The organism is Serratia sp. CC22-02, from assembly GCF_900182895.1.
Taxonomy (GTDB): domain Bacteria; phylum Pseudomonadota; class Gammaproteobacteria; order Enterobacterales; family Enterobacteriaceae; genus Serratia; species Serratia nevei.
Genome location: NZ_FXUD01000004.1, coordinates 467757 through 490267 on the forward strand (window position 1 = coordinate 467757; position 22511 = coordinate 490267).

General features: G+C 56.2%; 19 protein-coding genes. 15 read left to right on the plus strand and 4 right to left on the minus strand.

Features of this window, described 5'->3' with window-relative positions; all coding sequences use genetic code 11:
• Positions 1 to 97 precede the first annotated feature (97 nt).
• From QOL81_RS16925 to QOL81_RS16940, 4 genes are all read left to right on the plus strand, one after another.
• Complete coding sequence (locus QOL81_RS16925) at positions 98 to 913, plus strand: AraC family transcriptional regulator (RefSeq protein WP_227818404.1); 816 nt, start codon at positions 98 to 100, stop codon at positions 911 to 913.
• 67 nt (positions 914 to 980) lie between these two features.
• Entirely contained in the window at positions 981 to 1613 is a 633-nt protein-coding gene (locus QOL81_RS16930; protein WP_084827841.1) for a LysE family translocator, read from the plus strand.
• Positions 1614 to 1740: 127 nt separating this feature from the next.
• A complete protein-coding gene (locus QOL81_RS16935) occupies positions 1741 to 2490 on the plus strand; it encodes an SDR family NAD(P)-dependent oxidoreductase (protein WP_033634470.1) in 750 nt (249 codons plus the stop codon).
• A 22-nt stretch (positions 2491 to 2512) separates the two neighbouring features.
• On the plus strand, positions 2513 to 3976 hold the full coding sequence (locus QOL81_RS16940) for an aldehyde dehydrogenase family protein (protein ID WP_283439945.1): 1464 nt from the start codon (positions 2513 to 2515) through the stop codon (positions 3974 to 3976).
• Between the two features lie 39 nt (positions 3977 to 4015).
• On the opposite strand, the gene QOL81_RS16945 is transcribed toward QOL81_RS16940, so the two are convergent.
• Positions 4016 to 4930, minus strand: coding sequence for an AraC family transcriptional regulator (locus QOL81_RS16945; RefSeq protein ID WP_060439999.1), 915 nt, complete (start codon positions 4928 to 4930; stop codon positions 4016 to 4018).
• A 225-nt stretch (positions 4931 to 5155) separates the two neighbouring features.
• Here QOL81_RS16945 and QOL81_RS16950 point away from each other — a divergent pair, with 225 nt between their 5' ends.
• From QOL81_RS16950 to QOL81_RS16965, 4 genes are all read left to right on the plus strand, one after another.
• Entirely contained in the window at positions 5156 to 6358 is a 1203-nt protein-coding gene (locus QOL81_RS16950; protein WP_142109846.1) for an MFS transporter, read from the plus strand.
• A 487-nt stretch (positions 6359 to 6845) separates the two neighbouring features.
• On the plus strand, positions 6846 to 7901 hold the full coding sequence (add, locus tag QOL81_RS16955) for an adenosine deaminase (RefSeq protein ID WP_203090049.1): 1056 nt from the start codon (positions 6846 to 6848) through the stop codon (positions 7899 to 7901).
• Positions 7898 to 8863 carry a nucleoside hydrolase gene (locus QOL81_RS16960; RefSeq protein WP_203090047.1) on the plus strand — a complete coding sequence of 322 codons (966 nt, stop codon included), beginning with the start codon at positions 7898 to 7900 and terminating at the stop codon, positions 8861 to 8863. The genes add and QOL81_RS16960 overlap by 4 nt, the downstream gene beginning before the upstream one ends.
• Before the next feature lie 272 nt (positions 8864 to 9135).
• The gene (locus tag QOL81_RS16965) at positions 9136 to 9546 is read left to right on the plus strand and encodes a GNAT family N-acetyltransferase (RefSeq protein ID WP_145957296.1); all 411 of its coding nucleotides are present in this window, start codon (positions 9136 to 9138) and stop codon (positions 9544 to 9546) included.
• Positions 9547 to 9667: 121 nt separating this feature from the next.
• On the opposite strand, the gene QOL81_RS16970 is transcribed toward QOL81_RS16965, so the two are convergent.
• A complete protein-coding gene (locus QOL81_RS16970) occupies positions 9668 to 10837 on the minus strand; it encodes a cupin domain-containing protein (protein ID WP_283439946.1) in 1170 nt (389 codons plus the stop codon).
• A gap of 441 nt (positions 10838 to 11278) precedes the next feature.
• Between QOL81_RS16970 and hsdR the strand changes: the two genes are divergently transcribed.
• The 4 genes from hsdR (at position 11279) to QOL81_RS16990 (ending at position 17996) form a co-directional block, all read left to right on the plus strand.
• Positions 11279 to 13711, plus strand: a complete 2433-nt coding sequence (gene hsdR / locus QOL81_RS16975) for an EcoAI/FtnUII family type I restriction enzme subunit R (RefSeq protein ID WP_283439947.1) — start codon at positions 11279 to 11281, stop codon at positions 13709 to 13711.
• 72 nt (positions 13712 to 13783) lie between these two features.
• Positions 13784 to 15256 carry an N-6 DNA methylase gene (locus QOL81_RS16980; RefSeq protein WP_283439948.1) on the plus strand — a complete coding sequence of 491 codons (1473 nt, stop codon included), beginning with the start codon at positions 13784 to 13786 and terminating at the stop codon, positions 15254 to 15256.
• Positions 15256 to 16881, plus strand: a complete 1626-nt coding sequence (locus tag QOL81_RS16985) for a restriction endonuclease subunit S (protein ID WP_283439949.1) — start codon at positions 15256 to 15258, stop codon at positions 16879 to 16881. Before QOL81_RS16980 ends, QOL81_RS16985 begins: the two co-directional genes overlap by 1 nt.
• An 11-nt stretch (positions 16882 to 16892) precedes the next feature.
• Positions 16893 to 17996: a DUF8606 domain-containing protein gene (locus tag QOL81_RS16990; RefSeq protein WP_283439950.1), complete on the plus strand. Its 1104-nt coding sequence runs from the start codon at positions 16893 to 16895 to the stop codon at positions 17994 to 17996.
• A 27-nt stretch (positions 17997 to 18023) separates the two neighbouring features.
• Here the strand turns inward: QOL81_RS16990 and QOL81_RS16995 are convergent, their stop codons facing one another.
• Entirely contained in the window at positions 18024 to 18935 is a 912-nt protein-coding gene (locus QOL81_RS16995; RefSeq protein WP_283439951.1) for a LysR family transcriptional regulator, read from the minus strand.
• Between the two features lie 103 nt (positions 18936 to 19038).
• Between QOL81_RS16995 and QOL81_RS17000 the strand changes: the two genes are divergently transcribed.
• Positions 19039 to 19605 (plus strand): chromate transporter, encoded by a 567-nt coding sequence (locus tag QOL81_RS17000; protein ID WP_033634481.1) that lies wholly within the window; start codon positions 19039 to 19041, stop codon positions 19603 to 19605.
• On the plus strand, positions 19602 to 20123 hold the full coding sequence (locus QOL81_RS17005; protein ID WP_033634482.1) for a chromate transporter: 522 nt from the start codon (positions 19602 to 19604) through the stop codon (positions 20121 to 20123). Before QOL81_RS17000 ends, QOL81_RS17005 begins: the two co-directional genes overlap by 4 nt.
• A 4-nt stretch (positions 20124 to 20127) precedes the next feature.
• On the opposite strand, the gene QOL81_RS17010 is transcribed toward QOL81_RS17005, so the two are convergent.
• Positions 20128 to 20481 carry an AprI/Inh family metalloprotease inhibitor gene (locus tag QOL81_RS17010; RefSeq protein ID WP_089185945.1) on the minus strand — a complete coding sequence of 118 codons (354 nt, stop codon included), beginning with the start codon at positions 20479 to 20481 and terminating at the stop codon, positions 20128 to 20130.
• A gap of 411 nt (positions 20482 to 20892) precedes the next feature.
• On the opposite strand from QOL81_RS17010, the gene QOL81_RS17015 reads away from it, so the two are divergent.
• On the plus strand, positions 20893 to 22509 hold the full coding sequence (locus QOL81_RS17015) for a serralysin family metalloprotease (protein WP_084827835.1): 1617 nt from the start codon (positions 20893 to 20895) through the stop codon (positions 22507 to 22509).
• Positions 22510 to 22511: the final 2 nt, after the last annotated feature.

Here is a 22511-nt window from a genome sequence, read left to right on the forward strand (position 1 = left end):
TTCAGAAAGCCGCTTCAGTACAGAGCGCAGGGCTTTCACACGGTACGTTGTGTGTTATTTTGGCCGCTGTGGATAACCGGCAATCGGGTAAAAGAGGATGGGCAATTCGGCATTTATGCATCGTTTTGACGCATTGGGCGGGCTTGAACTGCTCGTCGCGGACTTTTCAGACCATCGGTTTGACGTGCATTGGCATGATACCTGGTCGATTGGCGTGGTCCTGCGCGGCGCCAATAACAACAGCGCTAAAGGCGATGCCGACGGTATCGTCAGCCGCGGGCAAGTCAGCCTCATCGCGCCGGGGCAGATGCATGCCGGGACGGTGCTGGGAGAAGAGGGATGCCATTATTTCATGTTTTACCCCAGCCACGAGATGCTGCTGGACGTGGCGGAAAACATGGAGATGCCACTGCCGTCGGCAGTGAAGGAGAAGCATATCGACCATGCGCCTTTCGCCAACCGGCTGTGTGAGGCCGCGACGGTATTGACCGCGGCGCAATCCAGCCGTTTCGACCGGGAGGTGGCCTGGAGCCACTGTGTGGCGGATCTGCTGGCGGTGTGTTCCCCGCGGCGCGCGCCATTGGCAGATGCCGGCATCGCACCGGGCTTGCGCCGGGCGAAAGAGTATCTGCACGATAACCCGGCGCGGGAAGTGCGTCTGGAGAGGCTGGCGCAGGCCGCCGGTCTGTCCAGGTTTCACCTTTGCCGCCAGTTCTCGGCAACATTCGGCTTGTCGCCGAGCCGCTATCAGCGGCAGCTTAGGCTGCAGCAGGCAAAGGTTTTGCTATCCCGGGGCGGCGACATTGCGGAAATCGCCGTCGCCTGCGGGTTCGCCGATCAGTCGCACCTGGGCAGGGCGTTCAAGTCGAGTTACGGCGTGACGCCGCGCGGCTATCGCGATCGCTGCCTGTGAGCAATATCGTTCTATCTCGCCGACTTACGGGGGCCGACAATGCGCCTATTTACGACGCGAGAAAATCATGGTCATCGAATTATCCACGCTGGGTTTATTTGCCCTTTCTGCTGCCGTCTTAACGCTTATTCCCGGCGCCGATATGCTTTGCGCACTGTCCAACGCCGTCAGTCAGGGAACGAAAGCGGGGCTGATTACCGTATTGGGGGCGGTCACCGGGGTGATATGCCACGTATGTTTTGCGATTGCCGGCGTCACGGCACTGATCGCCTCTTCGCCGCTGCTGTATCAGCTTTTTGTCATCGGCGGCGCGCTGTACATCATGTGGGTCGGGTTGGGCATTTTTACCCAGGCAAATGCGATTGGCCTGGAAAGCCACGGCGAGCGCAAAAGTCGCAAAAGGCTCTATTCGCAAGGATTGCTGACCAACCTGCTTAACCCCAAGGCCATTATTTTCATGCTGGCGTTTATTCCGCAGTTTATTCGGGTGGACGCGGGCAGGCCGGGAATGCAGATGCTGATATTAGGCATTGAACTCATCGTCATCATGTTTCTGATTGAAGTTCCCCTGGTATTTCTGGCGGGAAAGATCGCGCTGAGTATAAAACGGCGTCCGGTCATCGGGATTTATATCAATAAATGCTTCGGTGGCGTCATTCTGTTATTAGCCTGCACCATTTTGGCCGCGCGTTTACTCTAAAAATGCCACTTCTCTTTTAGGCAAAGTTGTTCGTTCGATAAGGTTTTATGTTCGCCTCGCTATGCTGCACGGCGAGCATTTACCGTAATCTTCTCCCGAGTTTCACAGACACTGAGGAGAATGACGAATGAAACGCTTTGAAAATAAAGTTGCCCTGGTGACGGGCAGTTCAAAGGGCATTGGCGCCGCCATTGCTAAACGCCTGGCGGCGGAAGGCGCCGTGGTTTTCATTAACTATTCCCGCGGGCGTGAAGATGCCAACCGGTTGGTTAAAGAGATCAATGAGCAGGGCGGCGTCGCTTTTCCGCTGCAGGCCAATGTCGGCATTGAGGCCGAAGTCAACGGCCTGATGCAAAACATTGTCGAGCAGTATGGTCGCCTGGACGTGCTGGTCAATAACGCCGGGGTTTATGCCACCAATAGCCTGGAAGCCTTCAGCGACGCGGAATATGAAAGGCACTTCAATTTAAATGTCAAAGGGCTGATTTATTGCTGCAAGGCGGCGGTCGCCGCCATGCCTGAATCGGGCGGCAGCATCGTCAATATCAGCTCCAGTGTGACCTCGTTTACGCCGGCCAATTCGCTGGTTTATACCGCTTCCAAAGCCGCGGTGGACTCGATCACCAAGACGCTGGCCAACGAGCTTGGCGGGCGCAAGATCCGGGTCAATGCGGTCAATCCTGGCTTGGTCATCACGGAAGGCGTGCATGACAGCGGCTTTTTCGATACCGATTTTAAAACGCACATTGAATCCATCACCCCGCTGGGGCGCATCGGCACACCGGAGGATATCGCCCCGGCCGTGGCCTATCTCGCCTCGGACGAGGCGGGTTGGGTGACCGGCGAGAGCCTGATCGTCGGCGGCGGTTTGCATTAATTTAGCGAAGAATGGAACAGAAATGACATTAGATAAAGCCTACGGGCCACTGATTAACGGCGTATTCGAACTGGATGGCACGGACATTCATCCCGTGATTTCCCCCTCGACCGGGGAGCGCCTGGCGGATTTGCACTACTGCAACGAACGGGACGTCGAGCGCGCCGTGTTGGCGGCGGAAGCGGCTTTCCCCGCCTGGAAGGCATTCGGGCAGCAGGCCCGCGCTCGCCTGGTGGCGCAACTGGCGGATGTGCTGGAAAGCGATCTGGAAAGAATGGCGCAAATCGACGCGCGGGATGTGGGCCGCTGTATCAGCGAAGTGCGCCGCGATTATCAAACGGCGGTCAGACACTATCGCTATTTCGCCGCGGTTGTCATGGGGCACGAAGACAGCGGCAGAAGCATCGCGGACGGCTACAGCCTGGCGAAACGCGAGCCGCTCGGCGTCTGCGGGCAGATTATCCCCTGGAATGCGCCGGCGATCATGGCGGCGTTCAAGCTGGCGCCGGCGCTGGTGACCGGCAACACGGTGGTGCTGAAGGCCGATGAAAACGCCTCGCTCTCCACGCTGGAGCTGGGCAAGATGATCGCCAACATTTTCCCTGCCGGCGTCGTCAACATCATTACCGGGCTCGGGAGCGTGGCGGGGGCGGCGCTGACCGGCAACCGCAAGGTGCGCAAGCTTTCGTTCACCGGCAGCACGGAGGTGGGCAAGCGGGTGGCCAAGGCCGCCGCGGAGCGGCTGGTGCCCGTCACGCTGGAGCTGGGCGGGAAGAGCCCCAATATTGTGTTCCCGGACATCGAAGACCTGGACGCGGTGGTGGACAACGTGACCTTTGCCGCCATCCACAATAACGGTCAGTCCTGCCTGGCGGGCACCCGGCTGTTCGTCCACGCGGACATTTACGATTGTTTCAGCGCCAAACTGGTGACGGCTTTCGAACGGGTGCGCGTCGGTTCACCGCTGGCCGAGCAATCCCGGGTCAGCTGCCTGGTTTCTGAGAAGCAGGGCGAGCGGGTGCTGGCTTATATTCGGACCGGCCTCGAGGAGGGTGCCACCCTGCTGACCGGCGGCAAACGCCGCGCCGTCGCCGGCTGCGAGCATGGCTACTTCATTGAGCCGACGATCTTTGCTGCGGAAAATGGCATGCGCATTTGCCAGGAAGAAATTTTCGGGCCGGTGCTGACGCTGATCAAATGGTCAGACTACGACGAGATGATCGCCCAGGCTAACGACAGCGAATATGGGCTGGCGTCGGGAATTTACACCCGCAGCCTGAAAAACGCCCTGGCGACCGCAGACCGGCTGGAAGCCGGGTCCGTATGGATCAACCGCTACTCGAACATTACCGATGGCACCGCGTTCGGCGGTTACAAGAACAGCGGGATCGGCCGCGAGTTCTGCAAAGAAACGCTCGATGCCTACACGCAAATAAAAACCATCACGCTGCAGACGGATCTGCCCGCGGCCTGGTTTGCAGAATAAGGATAAGCCCGGCACAGGGACGTGCCGCCGTTGGCTGCTTCAGGAAATATGGCTGCCGATATAACTCCTTGGCGACGCGCCCATGCTTTTCTTGAACGCGGTGCTGAAGGCGCTTTCCGATTCATATCCCAGGTCAAAGGCGATCTGGGATATTTTTTCTTTATTGGCGACCATTCGCTCGATGGCCAGGCTAAAACGCCAGATGCGAATGTATTCGTTGACGCTGTAGCCGGCCAGCTTTCTGAAGCGGGTGGTGAAGGCGGTACGCGACATGCCGGCCACGCCGGCGAGCTCGTCCAGGCGCCATTTTCTGCCCGGTTGGTCGTGTATGCGGGTCAGCGCGAGGCCGATATGTTTGTCCGCCATCGCGTAAAACCAGCCCTCACCGCGGCCGAGCGCGCCGGAAGAGAGCAGCATGCGCAGCGCCTGCGTCAAAATGATCTGCAGCAGATGCTCGGTGATGAGTTCACTGCCCGGGCCGGGATTTTCTATCTCCGACGAGAGGCGGCTCAGGAAATCCTTGATGCCGGCGTTCTCCTCCCGCTGCGTTTTGATCACGATGGGTTCGGGCAGGCTGGTGATAAAGCGGAAGGTATCGTTGATCTGAAATACGAAGCGGCAACCCACAAAGGAGAAATCGCACCCGCCGTTGCTGAAGCAGGATGAGCGGTCTTTCATCACGTGAATTTTTGTTATATCGATGGCCGGCGCGTTAGGGTGATCAAAAATGCTGAATTCGCGCCCGCTGGATAAGATCAGCACATCGCCTTGTTCAATCGGGTAACTGTTGGCGTCGCCCGCCAGTTTAATGAAAAAAGATCCGCGCTTGGCGATATAAATTTTCATCCCGGAATAGTCGGGAAACAGCGCTTTGGTATTAGCGCTCATGTCAAACGTCACAATTTTCTGGCTGCTGATTTTTAGCCTGGAAACAATATCGGATAACGGATCCATTATTACCTGCTTGTCTGATACGTTTACTGTTGAGCATAGTCGCTATTGCGCCAGGGCTATGCATGATCCCGGCAGTGCGGCGAGGTGAACGCATTATGGGTGAGGCGCCAGCCGGTGTACAGGTTATCCCGCCGTCCTGTCCGAACGATAAGAAAAAAAGTGCGAACGCGAAAGTTCGCGATCCGGTCGGGTGCTACGATCGGTATTTTCCATGATGGTGGCATAATGACTTCTGACCAGACAAACCGCAGCCAGGTGAGCCTATTGGTGGCGTTGACGATCGCTTTATTTTTTATCTTGTTGAACAGCGGCTCTCCCACGCCGTTATATCCCCTCTATCAAGAAACCCTTGGCCTGAGCAATATCGACCTGACCTTCATTTTCTCTTCCTACGGGTTTGGCGTATTGCTGGCCTTGTTTTTATCACGCAGGCTCACCATCATCGATAAAAATGCCCGGCTGCTGGTGGTGGTGTCGCTGATGGTGGTGGTGGTGCCAACGCTGTGCTTTTCCTTTGCTCGTTCTTTGCAGGCGCTGTGCCTGTTCAGGTTTATTTCCGGTTTAGGGGCCGGTACGGCCACGGCCATCATCAACATCTTGTTGATCAACGTCAGCCGCGGTGACAGCGCCAAACGCGCCGCGCTGTTGGGCAGCCTGGCTTTGGTGACCGGCCTGGCGCTGGGCCCGGTGATCAGCAGCGTTTACGCCCAGCTGGCGTTTTACCCGCTCACTTCGCCGGCGGTGACCATCGCCGCATTGGTTTTCCTCTCCGCGATCGCCATCGTCCTGCTTTGGCCGAAGAAAGGATTGCCTACCCTCGGCGTTGCGGACACGAAAACGGCAGAAAAGGGCGCCGGTTTTAGCCAACCGCTGTTCTATCTGCTTGCGCTGTGCGTGTTTATCTCCTGGTCATACGCCGCGCTGATCCTGTCGTTGGGGCCGACGGCCGCGATCCAGGTCTTCGGGCTCCAGTCACCCGCGGGCTTTGGCTATATCGCCACCGGTTATTTACTGGTGGCCGGCGTGGTGCAGTTCACGATCCCGCGTTTTCTGAAGCCTGAGTTTTCTTTGGTGCTAGGGCTGATTGCGCAGGTTTTCTCCATGGTGATCATGACCATGGCTCTCGAGAGCGGTTCTGTGGCCAGCGCGGCGGTGAGTCTGGCGCTGTCCGGCTTCTCGTACGGCGCGGTTTTTGTGGGCGGTGCCATCCTGGTCAATAAGCTCTCGCTAGCGGCGCCAGGGTGGAACGCGGTGTCGAAGTTTTACTTTATCGTCTATTTGTTCAATATCATGCCGCCGGTCGCAGGTTGGCTGGCGGATAAAATAGGGGTAGTGGGCGCCTTGTTCGCCGCCATTGTCCTTTTTATGGCGATATACATCGCCTTTGCCGTGCTGGCGCTGTGGGCGCTGTTGCTGAGAAAGGCCTGACGTTACCTGCGTTGGGGAAGGGCTTTACAAGACCCCTTGGCTTTCATAAGCTTGGCGGCGTGTTTTGGCGCTGATGGCTGGCGATGGCCGCGCATAACAGCGGCTGCCGGCGAACACTCTGCTTTAACACGCCATGTTTTACATAGGTTCAGGTAAGAGAACGGCCCCATCGATGATTGCCGGCGCCCATAGAAATCGGGCGTTGCAGTGAGGATGGGGTGATGCCGTGCCGGCTTCGGTGATGAGAGGCGTGTCCGCCTTCACCGGTTGCCGCACGCATAGGTTACTGACCTGTTGATGAATTTTTGGATGGCCTGCCGTCTGACTCATTACAGGATTAACATATTGCGATGCTTACCCTAGATCATTCCTCGTCTCACCGCGTTTTTTACCGCATTCACTCCCCCTTCAGCGAGGCTTTCGCACCCATGCCGTCACGCGAAAAAGTGCTCGTTGGCCTGCATAAATAACCCTTGGGAGCCATTTTATGGAATGGAATGTAAACCAAACCACGCTCTCTCGAGCGCAGATGGTTTCCCTGCCGAAGGCGGAAGTGCACGTGCATCTGGAGGGCTGCTTTGAGCCGGAACAGCTCTCGGCCTGGGCGTTATCCTCGGGGATACCGATGCCCAGAAAGCAGGCCGAGCTGCTGAATTTTAACGGGCTTGCCGACTTTCTCGATTTCCTCGATTGGTCCTGCAGCCTGGTGAGCAGCCGCGAACGCCTGGCGCAGTTAAGCTACTCCTATGCACAACGGCTGTCGCGGGATGGCGGGCTGTACGCCGATCTGATTTTCAACCCGACCCATTGGAAAGCGTGGCGCGGCAGGCTTGGTGACATGATCGACGCGATTGACGCCGGTTTGCGCGCGGCCGAAGAGGATGGATTGGCGTCCGTTGGGCTGTGCGTCAGTTTGCTCCGCCGGCAAACCGCCGCCGAGGCGAGTGAGCTGGTGGATTTTTTAACCGCGCTGCGGCACCCCAGAGTGGTCGCGTTGTCCGTCGATGGCAATGAGGCCGTCACCAAAGGCAGCGGTGCGCGTTTCGCGCAGGCTTTCGCCCAGGCGGGCAGGGCCGGGTTGAAGCGAACCGTGCATGCCGGGGAGTCCAGCGGCGCAGAGGGCGTGCGCGACGCCATCTTGCTGCTGGGGGCCGACCGCATCGATCACGGCGTTCGGGCGATAGACGACCCGGCCGTCGTGGCGCTGTTGGCTGAACGACGTATCCCCATCGGCGTATGCCTGACCTCGAACATCAAACTGGGCGTCTATCCCGGCTACGCGGAACATCCGCTGCGCCGGCTGCGGGATGCCGGGGTCATCGCGACCATCAATACCGACGACCCGGTCTTATTGCACACCACGTTGGTGGATGAATATCTGATCTGTCAGAGCGAATTTGCATTTTCCACCCAGGATATCGTCGATGTGGCCCTGAATGCTTTTGCCGCCAGTTTTGCCAGCGACGAGGCCAAAATGACGTATCGGAAGAAAATGAATCTTTGGGTTGCCTCTCTTAATACAGAAAATGGAGATAAGCGGTGAGCGAGAAGAAAATAAAATTATATTTTGACTGCGATACCGGCATCGATGATGCGATGGCGTTGGGCTATTTGCTCGCAGAAAGTGACAAGGTGGATATTCTGGCGATCGGCACGGTTTGCGGCAACGTCGCCGCCGATGCCGGAGCCAGAAATACGCTGGAGCTTGCCCGCCTGGCCGGTTTTCCCGCGATCCCCGTCGCCGTGGGGGAACGGGACTACCTGCGCCAGGCGTATCTTTGCGATGTGCAGCATATACACGGAGACAACGGCATCGGCGACATCGCGCTGGAAGCCTCAAACGCCAAGCTGGCGCCGCTCTCGGCCCCCGAACTGCTGGTTGAGCTGGCCAGAGCGCACCCGGGGGAGCTGGACATCTTGGCGACCGGCCCGCTGACCAACATCGCCAAAGCCTTGCAGCTTGAGCCCGCGCTAGGGGAGCTTATCGGCACGCTGACGATCATGGGCGGTGCGGCACTGGCGCCCGGCAACCGAACGCCCGTTGCGGAGGCGAATATTGCCTGCGATCCGGAGGCGGCGGCCATGGTGTTTAAGGCGATGAAGAATATCGTGATGGTGCCGCTTGATGTCACCATGTCGCATACCTTTGAAGAGGCGGATCGGCTCAAACTGCTGTCGGCCGAGAGCCGGTTTGCGCAGGCGATAGGGCAAATGCTGGAGCGGTATATCCAGTTTTATATCAATACCTACGGCCGCAAAGCCTGCGCACTGCACGATCCGGTGGCTGCGGTGTTGGCGGTGCAGGGCATCGGCGCCTGCCTTGCGCCTAACGTGAAGGTGACGATCGATGATTCCGACGGGCCAGGCCGCGGGCAAACCCTGTGCGATATGCGGGGGCGATATATGAACTATCCGCCGCAGCGCGATGCCAACTGCCATGTGGTATTAAGCACCGAGCTTAATATGTCGGAGTTGCTGCTCGCGAAGCTGTTGTCATTAGCGTAATCCGTCTCTATCGACAATGTCTGAGTGTACAAGAGGCCTTTCCGGAGGCCTCTGAATGAGCACTGAAGAAGGGGGAAAGAGATCGGGGCTGGATTTATCTATCCGCAGGCGTGCGAATCCAAATCGATGGATGCGTTTGGTATTTGTTTAGCGCATGTTGAGTACAGTGTTTTCCCTGTGCAGTCTGATTATTGATGCGTTTTGCCGAATTCAGCCGGGCCATAAAGTATTAACCAATCCTCCTTTTTTATTTTATATATGCGGAACACGTTGTGGAAAATGAAAATTTAACGTTGCATTATGACAATGATGCACGCTCCTTTCTGGAGGGCCAGCTCGATAGATTTAATTCAAAGTTCATGGGGTTAAATGCTCACGAGTATGGTGTTTATTATAAAGACGGCGATGAGAAAATAATCGCGGGACTTTATGCAGAGTCTTACGGGGCCGTTTTTTACATCCATTATCTTTGGATTGATGAAGCGCAGCGCGGCCGTCGTTTAGGCCACCGTCTGCTGGAAGCTGCAGAGGCTCATGCCAGACAGTTGGGATGCGCCAGCGTCTCCGTGGACACGTTTAGCTTTCAGGCGCCCAATTTCTACCTGAAACAGGGTTTTCAAATGATTGGCGAGTTGGATTGCGGCAATGAAATAACACGCTCCTATCTGAACAAACAACTGTAATATCTGTTTTTTATAAAAGGAATTCGGTTAACTCACTGAGATCAATGTATTGTTCTTAATATTAAATATGACGCTTTGGCCGATGTGACGGAGGCGAGGGAGTCTCTCCCTCGCCGTGGCGTCAGCGGCTGCGGCGCGACATCACCCGTTTGTCTTTCGGCCGATCCTGCCAGTCCTCAGCCTGGTTGTTGAAGTTATCCGCCAGCAGGTAGGCCGGGGTTTTCGCCAGCCAGTCGGACAACGAAATATCCTGATAAATGCCGTTGTCCATCACGATCAGCACCTTCAAATCCTCATCGCCGATGTTCTCGATGTAATGGCCGAAGCCCTGCGGCACGTAGCCGACGTCTGAAGGGGCGTACTCTTCCGTCTGCGCGTGGCCGTGCGAGCTGAACACCGTCATGCGGCCTTTGCCGGCAATATAGTATTGCCATTCGTTGGCATTGGGGTGCCAGTGCAATTCCCGGATCGCGCCGGGTTTCACGATCTCGATGATGCCGGTCATGGTGGTGGAAATGGGAAATTCTTTCGATGACACCAAATGCACGCTGCCGGCGTCATTTTCAAAGAACGGCTTTTGCTTCATTAATTCATAGCGGTGGGTCAGCGGGGCGTTATTTAATCCGCCGTCGTTTTTCGGCAATGGCAGGGCGGGCGGGACGGCGCCGCCGACAATATAAGCTTCGCCCTGTTTGGCCTTGGAAAATACCGCCGCCGGCATGTCGACGCTTTTTTCCAATACCTCTTTCGGCATATGCGCCACCCAATCGGTGATGCTGAAGGTGCCGAATTCGGAGAAGTGGCCGTTATCGAATGCCAGAATAAAATGCGCGCCGTCCGCCAGCGCCTGAATGGAATGGCCGTAGCCTTTCGGGAAATACCACACGTCGCCGGGGCCGAAATCCGCCACTTCGCATTTGCCCTCGGGATCGAGGATGGTGATGCGCGCATGGCCTTCCAGCATAAACGCCCATTCGGCGGCGATGGCGTGCCAGTGCAGTTCTCGCACGCCGCCCGGCTCCAGCGTCATGTCTACGCCCGCCACGCCTTCGGATATTGGAAACTGCTCGACGGTGGCCTCGCGCGCCCAGCCGCTGGGCAGGCTGCGTTTTTTGCTGTCGGTGAATTTGTACTTATAGAGATGTTGCGCATTAGCAGGCGGCTGATAGCTGCTGAGGGGCACGATATTGCGATGGTCGTCGGCAGCGGCATTTTTAGCGATGCCGCCGATCATGCCGGCGGCGGCCGCGCTGACGGCGGAGACTTTCAATATATCACGACGCGATAGCATAGCATTTTCTCCAATATAAAACCGTGCGCCTGCAGAGGCAGGCAACAGGGAAGGCGCGATCGCCATTAAAATGATTTTTGTCATCGGCGGGAACAGGCTGTGACCCTTAAATCCTAGCGGCTGGAATTTATTGTGTAGGCGCTTATTTGTTTGCGTTTGTTACTAAGTGAGAGCGGGTTTGATTAATTCCCCGGAAGTTGAATAGTCATTAATTGGAATTAATTTTAGTCGCCGACCGGTTTAAATAAATAATAAACGAACGTCATTTTTTATTGGCCGTTCGGGCTTTTTATGACGCCCCCACGGTCTCCAGCACCAGCTGACGAAAGTGCTCGACGAGGCTGAACGGTGACAACAGCCTGAAAACCCGTTTCAAGTCATTACGTAAAGCATTAATTTGTGTAAAATCAGAGTTAACCCAATACCGTTGAGAACTTTGCTATGGCTGGCGTAAACAAAACACATCTGACCGAAACGGACATCATCACCAAATTTATTCTGCCGGCGGTCAAGGAAGCCGGTTGGGATGTGATGTCACAGATTCGGCAGGAAGTGAAACTCCGGGATGGTAAGATCGTGGTGCGCGGAAAACTGGCTTCCCGTATCAAAGTCAAATCCGCCGATATCGTTCTCTACCACAAGCCAAACTTGCCATTGGCGGTGATCGAGGCAAAAGCCAATCAGCACGCCATCGGCAAAGGGATGCAACAGGGGCTAGATTACGCCGGTCTGCTTGACGTTCCCTTTGTGTTTGCTTCCAACGGCGACGGTTTTATCTTCCATGACAAAACCAATCCGCAGCAGTTGGAGTCCGAAATTGCACTTAGCGATTTTCCGACGCCTGAACAGCTATGGCAGAAGTACTGTGTCTGGAAAGGGTTCACGCAGGAGCAATTGCCGGTCATCAGCCAGGATTATTACGATGACGGCAGCGGCAAGTCCCCCCGTTACTATCAGATGCAGGCGGTGAACCGAACAGTCGATGCCGTATCGGCGGGGAAAAACCGCGTTTTGTTGGTAATGGCGACCGGTACGGGCAAAACCTATACCGCGTTTCAGATCATCTGGCGGCTGTGGAAAGCGAAAAACAAAAAACGCATTCTGTTCCTGGCGGATCGCAACATTCTGGTAGATCAGACCAAAAATAACGATTTCCAGCCGTTAGGCAACGCCATGACCAAAATTACCGGGCGCACCATCGATCCGGCCTATGAGGTTCATCTGGCATTGTACCAGGCGATAACCGGCCCCGAAGCGTATCAAAAAGCCTACAAACAGGTGGCACCCGACTTCTTCGACCTGATCGTGATCGACGAATGCCACCGTGGCAGCGCTTCAGAGGATTCTGCATGGCGCGAAATTCTGGAGTATTTCGGCAGCGCCACCCAGATTGGCTTGACGGCGACGCCGAAAGAAACCGAAGACGTCTCCAACATCGACTACTTCGGTGATCCGGTGTACACCTACTCGTTGAAAGAGGGCATTGAAGACGGCTTCCTCGCACCGTACAAAGTGGTGCGTGTGGATATCGACGTTGACGTACAGGGATGGCGACCGCTTAAAGGACAGTTGGATAAATACGGCGCAGAAATTGAAGATCGTATTTATAACCTGAAAGATTTTGACCGCACGCTGGTGATTGATGAGCGCACCATGCTGGTGGCGCAGACCATCACCGATTACCTCAAGCGCACCAACCCGATGGATAAAACTATCGTCTTCTGCAACGACATCGATCATGCCGATCGCATGCGCCACGCGTTGGTGGTACTGAATGCGGAACAGGTCCTGAAGAACGAAAAGTATGTGATGAAAATCACCGGCGATGATGACGCAGGCAAGGCGCAGCTGGATAACTTTATCAATCCTAAAAAAGCCTACCCGGTTATCGCGACGACCTCCGAGTTGATGACTACCGGCGTGGATGCCCAAACCTGTAAATTGGTCGTGCTGGATCAGAACATCCAGTCGATGACCAAGTTCAAACAGATCATCGGGCGCGGCACGCGCATTAACGAAAAGTACGGCAAACTGTGGTTCACCATTCTCGATTTCAAAAAAGCGACCGAGCTGTTTGCGGATGAGCGCTTTGACGGCGTGCCGGAAAAAGTGCTGGTTGTGAAGCCTGACGATATTTCAGACGCGGAGTCTGATTTTAATGAACGGTTGGATGCCGAAGAGAACGCAGAAGAGACCTACGGCGCTGCGCATGAAGAACCGGCGGAATACCAGGCCAACCCGGATAAACCGGGGGGGAGCGGTGAATTCCATCCGAATGACGACGGCAAAACCCGTAAATTCTATGTCAATGGCGTGACCGTCAGTGTGCTGGCCAAACGCGTTCAGTATTACGATGCCGATGGTAAGTTGGTCACTGAATCTTTCCAGGATTACACCCGTAAAACCTTGCTCAAAGACGGTGAGTTCGCCTCGCTTGATAGCTTTGTGCGTAAATGGCAGGCGGCGCCGCGTAAACAGGCCATTATCGAAGAGCTGGAACAATTGGGTATCCTGTGGGATGTGTTGGCCGAAGAGGTGGGGAAAGATCTCGACCCGTTTGATTTGCTTTGCCATGTGGTGTACGGTCAGCCGCCGTTGACGCGCCAGGAGCGCGCCGCCAACGTGCGTAAGCGTGACTATTTCACCAAATACGCCGAACCGGCGCAGCAGGTGCTCAGCACGCTGCTGGATAAATATGCCGATGAAGGGGTACGGGAAATCGAGGACGTTCAGGTCTTGAAACTGAAGCCGTTCGATACGCTGGGGCGTCCGCTGGAAATCATCAAAACCCGCTTCGGTGACAAGCAGGCTTACGAACAGGCGGTTAACGAACTGGAAAACGAAATCTATCGGTTACCGCCGCGTTTCGCCTGATAGCGCATAAACATTTTGCCACGGGTTGCTCCCGCAGCCGATGGCATCCTTTTTTTAGTATGGAAAGAAAACATGTCGATTAGCTCAGTGATTAAATCCCTTCAGGACATTATGCGCAAAGACGCCGGCGTAGACGGCGACGCGCAGCGCCTTGGCCAGCTTTCGTGGCTGCTGTTTCTGAAAATTTTCGATACCCAGGAAGAAGAGCTGGAACTGGAGCAGGATGATTACCAGTTCCCGATCCCGCAACGCTATTTATGGCGCAGCTGGGCGGCGAACAGCGAAGGGATCACCGGGGAAGCGCTGCTGGAGTTCGTCAACGACGATCTGTTCCCGACGTTGAAAAACCTCACCGCGCCGATCGACAAAAACCCACGCGGTTTTGTGGTCAAGCAGGCGTTTAGCGATGCCTATAACTACATGAAGAACGGCACGTTGTTGCGCCAAGTGATCAACAAGCTCAACGAAATCGACTTCAGTAGCAGCCAAGAGCGCCATCTGTTCGGCGATATCTACGAACAGATCCTGCGTGACCTGCAAAGTGCCGGTAATGCGGGCGAATTCTACACCCCGCGCGCCGTGACGCGCTTTATGGTCAACCGTATTGACCCGAAACTGGGCGAGTCAATCATGGATCCGGCCTGCGGCACCGGTGGTTTTCTTGCCTGCGCGTTTGACCATGTGAAAGAACATTACGTCAAAACGACCGAAGACCACAAAACGCTGCAAACGCAGATTCACGGCGTAGAGAAGAAACAGCTGCCGCACCTGCTGTGCACCACCAATATGCTGTTGCACGGCATTGAGGTGCCGGTGCAAATTCGCCACGACAACACGCTCAATAAACCGCTGTCTTCCTGGGATGAGCAGATTGACGTGATCGTCACCAACCCGCCGTTTGGCGGCACCGAAGAAGACGGCATCGAGAAGAACTTCCCGGCCGAGATGCAAACCCGTGAAACGGCGGATCTGTTCCTGCAGCTGATTATCGAAGTGCTGGCCGATAAAGGGCGTGCGGCGGTGGTGTTGCCGGACGGCACGCTGTTTGGCGAAGGCGTGAAAACCAAAATCAAAAAGCTACTCACCGAAGAGTGCAACCTGCACACCATCGTGCGTTTGCCGAACGGCGTGTTTAACCCGTACACCGGCATCAGAACCAATATTCTGTTCTTCACCAAAGGTCAGCCGACTAAACAGGTGTGGTTCTACGAGCATCCGTACCCGGACGGCGTGAAGAACTACAGCAAAACCAAACCGATGAAGTTTGAAGAGTTCCAGGCCGAAATCGACTGGTGGGGCAACGAAGCGGACGGTTTTGCCGGCCGCGAAGAAAACAACCAGGCGTGGCAAGTCAGTATCGACGACATCATCGCCCGTAACTTCAACCTCGATATCAAAAATCCGTACCAGGGTGAAACCGTCAGCCACGATCCGGATGAACTGCTGGCGCAGTACCAGAAGCAGCAGGCGGAAATCAGCGATCTGCGCAACCAGCTGCGCGACATCCTCGGCGCTGCGCTGGCCAGCAACAAGGGGGCGAACTGATGACCATTGAGACGCTGATCACCGACCATATCGATATCTGGTCCTCGGCCCTGCAAACCCGTTCCACCGCTGGGCGCGGCAGTAATGGAAAAATTGACCTCTATGGCATTAAGAAACTGCGCGAGCTGATTCTTGAGCTGGCGGTGCGCGGCAAACTGGTGCCGCAGGATCCGAATGATGAGCCTGCATCGGACTTATTGAGATCTAATGAAAAAAGAAAGCAAGAATTAGCAAAAGATGGCAGCATGAAAACCGCTGCAAACGGTAATATCAATGTCGCCGATTATTATCTTGAAACACCTAAAAATTGGTCATGGATAAGACTGGGAAATTTAGCAAGGTTTATCGACTACCGTGGTAAAACTCCAAAAAAGACAGAGTCTGGCATCAGGCTTATAACAGCTAAAAATATTAAAAAAGGCTTTATCGATCTTAATCCAGAGGAGTTCATTGCTGAACAAGATTACCAATCATGGATGACAAGGGGTTTTCCTAAGAATGGTGATATTTTATTCACCACAGAAGCTCCTCTAGGTAATGCAGCAATTATTGATTTGAATGATAAATTTGCGCTTGCACAACGCTCTATATGTTTTCAATGGCATATTCCAGAAATAAGCCCATTTATGCTTATTCAAATTTTAGCAAAACCATTCCAATCACAGCTTAATGATCAATCTACGGGGATGACAGCTACGGGTATTAAGGCTGCAAAACTCAAAGAGATTCCAGTAATATTACCGCCAATTCTTGAACAAAAAAAAGTCGTAGCGAGGGTCAAAGAGCTAATGTCCCTCTGCGACCAATTGGAACAACACTCACTAACCAGTCTGGAAGACCATCAGCAACTGGTTGAAACCCTGCTGGCAACGCTGACCGACAGCCAAAATGCCGAACAACTCGCCGAAAACTGGGCGCGAATCAGCCAGCATTTCGACACGCTGTTTATCACCGAAGCGAGTATTGACGCACTTAAGCAAACCATTCTGCAACTGGCGGTGATGGGAGTTTTTAGCAAAAAATGTGACTTTGGCCAAAAAGTCCATTTAAAAAGACATCTATCCTTTGGACCCAAAAATGGGTTATCCCCCAGTGAGGTAAAATATAAGACTGATATTAAAGTTTTAAAGCTAGGTGCAACATCTTATGGTTCCTTGAATCTGAAGGAGGCTAAGCATATTGATGTTATGTTAAGTGACGACTCTCATTTATTTTTGAAAAAAAACGACATTCTAATTCAGCGAGGCAATTCACCTGGTTTTGTGGGTTGTAGTGTGTTAATTGAAGATAACTATAATAAATTCATATATCCAGATTTAATGATGAAAATTAGAACGAAAAATGAATTATCACCTGAATATGCTGCAATATGGTTGTCATCACCATTAGCTCGTTCTTACATGTGGTCAAGAATGACCGGAACCTCAGGGACAATGCCTAAAATAAGTAAAAAAGTCGTTGAGGAAGTACCAATAGTGGTGCCTAGTTTAGATGTTCAGAATGATTTAGTTATAACGGTCAAAAACCTCTTATCGGTTTGTGACCAACTTAAATCCCGCCTCCAATCCGCCCAGCAAACACAGCTGCGCCTGGCGGATGCGCTTACCGACGCTGCGTTAAACTGAGGAACATAACGATGCCACTGCATCATGCAATCTGGCGGGTGGGGGATGCCCCCCAGCCACTGGCTATCAGTAAGCTCCCCAGCGAACAGTTGCTGGAGAAGATGATCTTAAGCGATCCTACCATTCTCTCCGATCAGTGGATGCTGATCGGCCATCAGGAAAATACCCTCGATAAGGGGCGTATCGATCTGTTGGCTATCGCGCCGGATGCCTCGTTGATTCTGATCGAGCTGAAGCGCGATCGCACGCCGCGCGAGGTCGTGGCACAAGCGTTGGACTATGCCTCCTGGGTAGATGATCTCACCGCCGATCGCCTGTCGCAGATTTACGAAAAATTCTCCGGCGGCGGCAATCTGGGGGAGGCGTTTAAGCAGCGCTTCAACACCGAGCTGGAAGAGGACTCCCTGAATCAGTCACATCAGATCATTATTGTGGCGGCAGAGCTGGATCCTTCGACCGAGCGCATCGTGGACTATCTCAGCAAGAATGGCATCTCGATTAACGTACTGTTCTTTAAAGTGTTCCAGCACGGTGACGATCAGTTCTTAAGCCGCGCATGGCTTCTCGATCCGAGCGAGACGCAAACCAATGCTGCGCAGGCCACCGCGGGAACCAGCGCCAAAACTAAAGAACCCTGGAACGGGGAGTTCTATGTTTCATTTGGCGATCCGTTAAGCCGGAGCTGGGAAGAGGCGCGTCGCTACGGGTTTATCAGTGCTGGTGGCGGCAGTTGGTACAGCCAGACCTTAAAACAGCTCCAGCCGGGTAATCGGGTCTGGGTGAACATTCCGAAAACGGGTTATGTTGGCGTCGGCATCGTTCAGAGCGCGGTAGAACCCGCCAGAAGCTTTACTATTGATACGGAAGACGGCGAAAAGCTGGCGATGGATGTGCTTAAGTATCGCGATCTGTATCGCCGCAATGCCGATGATCCGGATAAGTCAGAGTATTTTGTCCCCGTGCAATGGCTTGAAACTCGCAGCGAAAATGACGCGATTAGTGAGGTTGGCTTTTTCGGTAACCAAAACACGGTGTGTAAGCCAACTACACCGAAGTGGCGGCATACCATTGAGAAGCTGAAACGCTATTTCCGCCATTGGGATGCGGACGCGTAATTGAGCTAGGCGATGGGATCGTCATCATCAACTCTCCCCCACGGTCTCCAGTACCAACTGACGAAACCGCTCGACGATCGGCGAAGCCGGGCTGCGGCGCAGCGCCAGGTAAAGCGGGGCGCTGAGCTGCGCCTCTTCGGCGAGGGTGCGGTAGACGATGCCGTCGCCGCCCAGCCGCCGCATTGAGCCGGGCACCACTGACAGCCCCAGCCCGGCGCCGACCAGGCTGAGGGTGGCCGGCAGGCGCGGCGCTTCCTGCACGATGCGCGGGCTGAAGCCGGCGCGGTGGCAGGCGGCCAGGATGGCGTCGTACAGCCCCTGGCCGGCCGGGCGGCGATAGAGAATAAACGCCTCGTGGGCCAGTTCGGCCAGCGGCAGCGGCTGCTGCGTTTCTTGCGCCAGCCGGTGGCCCAGCGGCAGGGCGACGATCATCGGTTCGCTGAGCACCGGCTCCACGCTCAGGCCGGGAATGCCGCTGGCCGGTGAGCGCACGAAGGCGGCGTCGAGGCGCTGTTCCAGCAACGCCTCCATCAGTTCGCCGCTGCCGGCTTCTTCCAGCTGGGTGGTGATGCCCGGCAGGATGTCGCGGTAGCGGCGCAGCAGGTTGGGCACGAACGGGTGCAGCGCGGCGGAGCTGGTGAAGCCGATGGCGATGTGTCCCTGCTCGCCGCGAGGGGCGCGCTGCACCGCTTCGCGCAGGCGTTCGGCGCGCGCCAGCAGGGCGCGGGCCTCTTCGAACAGCACGCCGCCTGCTTCGGTGACGCGCACGCCGCGCGGCAGGCGCTGCAACAAGGTGACGCCCAGTTCATCTTCCAGCCCTTGCAGCAGGCGGGTCAGCGGCGGTTGCTGGATAAACAGCCGCTCGGCGGCGCGGGTGATGTTGCCTTCTTCCACCACGGTGACGAACGCCCGCAGGCGACGCAGTTCGATCATAGCCATACCTAAAAGGTATCTTTGGTTGTTCCGGAATGCATTAGACATCATGGCACGGCGGCGCGCATGATACCAGACATCAAAATAAGCGATGTGGAATGGCAATGTCATGTCAGATATCAATACGTTAAAACCGCACCCGGCGGCAGCGCCGGGCAACGCAGAGCTGTTTGTGGGCTTTCTGTGGCTGGGGCTGATCGGCTTCGGCGGCGTGCTGCCGTTGGCGCGCAGCATGCTGGTGGAGCGCCGGCGCTGGCTGAGCGGCGAACAGTTCACCGAGCTGCTCGGGCTGTGCCAGTTTCTGCCCGGCGGCAACGTGATCAACCTGTCGGTGGCGGTGGGCATGGAATTTCGCGGGCTGCGCGGCGCGCTGTGCGCCTTGCTGGGCCTCATCAGCGCGCCGACGGCGATCGTGGTGGGGTTGGGCGTGGTCTACGCCCGCTTCCAAAACGATCCGCATGTGCAGCATGTGTTCGCCGGGCTGGCCGCCGCCGCCGCCGGGCTGCTGCTCTCGACCGGGATCAAGATGCTGCTGCCGCTGCGCGGTAAATGGCCGGCGCTGGCGATCGTCGCGCTGGCCTTGATCGCCATCGCCTGGCTGCGCCTGCCGCTGCTGCCGACCATGCTGGTGCTGGCGCCGCTGAGCATTCTGCTGATGTGGCGGTGGCCGTCATGAGCGGGGTGTTGATTGCGCTGGCGCTGATCTTCACCGAGCTCTCTCTGCTGGCGTTTGGTGGCGGGATGACCATTTTGCCGGAGATGCAGCGGCAGGTGGTGGAAGTGCATCAATGGATGAGCGCCCAGGAGTTCAGCGCGCTGTTCGCCATGGCGCAGGCCGCACCGGGGCCGAACATGATGATCGTGCCGCTGGTCGGCTGGCATGTGGCCGGCTGGGCGGGGCTGTTGGTTTCTTCGGTCGCCAAGTTCGGGCCGTCTTCCATCGTCACGCTGCTGGTGATGGGCGCCTGGCGGCGCTTTAAGGATCGCCCGTGGCGCCGCATCGTGCAGGCCGGGCTGGTGCCGCTGACCGTGGGGTTGGTGGCGGCCAGCGGTATCTTGATCGCCGAGGCTTCCGCACCCAGCTGGCGGCTGGCGGCGATCGTGGCGCTGGCGACGGGATTGAGCATGAGCAAGCGCCTCCATCCGCTGTGGGTGCTGGCGGGCGGCGCGCTGCTCGGGTTGCTGTTCGCCTGAGGGGTTAGCGCGGGATCAGCACAAAGCGCGAAGGGCCGCCGCGATCGATCAGCTCATAGCGCTTTGGCGCGGTCAGGGCCAGAAACGCCACCATGCCGCCTTCGGCGTCGGTCAGCGTCATGCCGTCCGGCGTCGGCCGCCAGGCGACCGGCAACGTTTGCAGCGCCAGCGGTTGCAGGCACTGGGCGGAGGCGCTGAAGCGGAAGGCGTTGGTGTTGGCCACCGCTTCGTCGCTCAGCTGCACCTCGCAGACGGTTTTACCGTCGCCGATGGCGGCGAGCTGCCAGTCGCCCTTCAGCGCGGCGGGTTCCAGCAACGGCAGTGAACTGCCCAGGGCACTGCTGCACAATACGCTCATAACGACTCCTGTCAGGCTGGCGCGGCGCAAGGCGCGCATAAGGAAATGGGTTGGCATCGGGTCACTCCTTTCGGCTGTCCGTTCACACCTTAGCACGTTCCCAGCGGGATGATGAGGCAAGGATTAGCTTTTTTAATCCTCGATAATTCTGATCTAACCGGCGATAACATGCCCATAAAGACGAGTCATTAGCCCGCCTATACGCTTATCTTTCTCATTAATACTGCGCTAATACAAATCGTTATGATTATTTCCGTCTTAACGCCCGGCGCGATGATGCACGGCGGCGTCGGGTCGCGCCGTCGGGGTTAATTACTATACTGGTCAATCCTAAGCCTTGGCTTAGATTAGAACGACTGATGAATAGTCTTACAAAGCGAGTGGATTCCTACTGTGTAAAAGGAGAATGCAATGAGCAGTCGCCACAACGATATTTTGCAAGATGACGATGAGTTCACCAGCCTGTCCGCCACATCCCCCAACGATCATAACTATCAGTTTTACTATCACCGACCCGGCAGCCTCTATGATGGGTTAGGGTACGGCGCGCTGTTTACGCTGGACAACGCCAACCTGTACAGCAACCAGCGCGGCGGAGCAGCCATCAACAATCTGGGTAAAATCCGCGATAACTTCAGCTTCGATCGCGCCGCCGATCAGCTGACGCGGCCGGGCCTGACGCACAACGGCGATCAGGTCTATCACCAGCCGGTGGCGCTGACCTATTCCTTCCTGACGCAGAGCGCGCTGAACCGCATCGGCCAAACCGGTGACGGTGACAAGGGGCTGCAACCGCTGACTCAGGCGGCGCAGGCACAGGCGCTGAAATCGATGCAGGCCTGGGCCGACGTGGCGAATGTGACCTTTACCGAGGCGGCGTCCACCGATATCAACCACCGCGCGGACATCACCTTCGCGTACTTCACCCAGCGCGCCGACGGCAGCACCGCCGCCGGCAGCGGCCCGAATGCCATCAACGCGTACGCCTATTACCCGCCGAGCTCCAAGCCGGGCAGCGATAACGCCTTTGCCGGCACGGTGTGGTTCAACAAAAACTTCGCCACCCATCAGGCGCCGGTTAGCGGCGACTTCAGCAGCCAGACCTTCACCCACGAGCTGGGGCATGCCCTGGGGCTGGCGCACCCGGGATCTTATGACGCCTCGTTGGGCAACCCGAGCTACCAGAACGATGCCGCTTACTATCAGGATTCGTTGCAATACTCGATCATGAGCTATTTCAACGCCGGTTATACCGGCGCCGACACCAAAGGGGTGTACGGCTATGGCCCGATGGTGGATGACATCGCCGCGATCCAAAAATTGTACGGCGCCAACATGAGCACCCGCACCGGCGACACGGTGTACGGCTTCAACTCCAACACCGGGCGCGATTTCCTGACCGCCACGGCGGACAACGGCAAACCGGTCAACTTCGCGGTGTGGGACGCCGGCGGCAACGACACGCTGGACTTCTCCGGCTACAGCCAGCAGCAGATGATCAACCTGAACGACGGCGCGTTCTCCAGCGTCGGCGGCGGCACGCAGAACGTCGCCATCGCGCGCGGGGCGATCATCGAGAACGCCATCGGCGGCAGCGGGCGCGATGTGATCATCGGCAACGATCAGGACAACCTGCTGGCGGGCAACGCCGGTTCGGACATCCTGTACGGCGGGATGGGGGCGGATCATCTGTGGGGCGGCAAAGACGCCAACAACTTCACCGACTATTTCGTCTATCTCAATGCCAAAGAGTCCACGGTGGCGGCGTTCGACGTGATTGAAGACTTCGAGCACGGCATCGACAAGATCGATCTCTCCGGCCTGCGCTTCAACAACAGCCTGAGCGAGCTGCGCTTTATCGACAGCGGCAGCGCCTTCAGCGGCCAGAAAGGCGAGATCCAGCTCAACTTCGACGCCTTCAACGGCACCACCGATCTGCTGATGAACACCCACAGCAACAGCTACGCCGCCGACTTCAAGATCCATGTGGTCGGGCAGGTGGAGCAGAGCGATATTCTGTTTGCCTGAGG

Bases quoted from the DNA above. Each gene is read 5' to 3' on its own strand.
- QOL81_RS16995 (WP_283439951.1), bottom strand. From the start codon at position 18,935: ATGGCTATGATCGAACTGCGTCGCCTGCGGGCGTTCGTCACCGTGGTG.
- QOL81_RS16930 (WP_084827841.1), top strand. From the start codon at position 981: ATGGTCATCGAATTATCCACGCTGGGTTTATTTGCCCTTTCTGCTGCC.
- QOL81_RS16940 (WP_283439945.1), top strand. From the start codon at position 2,513: ATGACATTAGATAAAGCCTACGGGCCACTGATTAACGGCGTATTCGAA.
- QOL81_RS16935 (WP_033634470.1), top strand. From the start codon at position 1,741: ATGAAACGCTTTGAAAATAAAGTTGCCCTGGTGACGGGCAGTTCAAAG.
- hsdR (WP_283439947.1), top strand. From the start codon at position 11,279: ATGGCTGGCGTAAACAAAACACATCTGACCGAAACGGACATCATCACC.
- QOL81_RS16985 (WP_283439949.1), top strand. From the start codon at position 15,256: ATGACCATTGAGACGCTGATCACCGACCATATCGATATCTGGTCCTCG.
- QOL81_RS17015 (WP_084827835.1), top strand. From the start codon at position 20,893: ATGAGCAGTCGCCACAACGATATTTTGCAAGATGACGATGAGTTCACC.
- QOL81_RS16925 (WP_227818404.1), top strand. From the start codon at position 98: ATGGGCAATTCGGCATTTATGCATCGTTTTGACGCATTGGGCGGGCTT.
- QOL81_RS17010 (WP_089185945.1), bottom strand. From the start codon at position 20,481: ATGAGCGTATTGTGCAGCAGTGCCCTGGGCAGTTCACTGCCGTTGCTG.
- QOL81_RS17000 (WP_033634481.1), top strand. From the start codon at position 19,039: ATGTCAGATATCAATACGTTAAAACCGCACCCGGCGGCAGCGCCGGGC.
- QOL81_RS16980 (WP_283439948.1), top strand. From the start codon at position 13,784: ATGTCGATTAGCTCAGTGATTAAATCCCTTCAGGACATTATGCGCAAA.
- add (WP_203090049.1), top strand. From the start codon at position 6,846: ATGGAATGGAATGTAAACCAAACCACGCTCTCTCGAGCGCAGATGGTT.
- QOL81_RS17005 (WP_033634482.1), top strand. From the start codon at position 19,602: ATGAGCGGGGTGTTGATTGCGCTGGCGCTGATCTTCACCGAGCTCTCT.
- QOL81_RS16970 (WP_283439946.1), bottom strand. From the start codon at position 10,837: ATGCTATCGCGTCGTGATATATTGAAAGTCTCCGCCGTCAGCGCGGCC.
- QOL81_RS16990 (WP_283439950.1), top strand. From the start codon at position 16,893: ATGCCACTGCATCATGCAATCTGGCGGGTGGGGGATGCCCCCCAGCCA.
- QOL81_RS16950 (WP_142109846.1), top strand. From the start codon at position 5,156: ATGACTTCTGACCAGACAAACCGCAGCCAGGTGAGCCTATTGGTGGCG.
- QOL81_RS16945 (WP_060439999.1), bottom strand. From the start codon at position 4,930: ATGGATCCGTTATCCGATATTGTTTCCAGGCTAAAAATCAGCAGCCAG.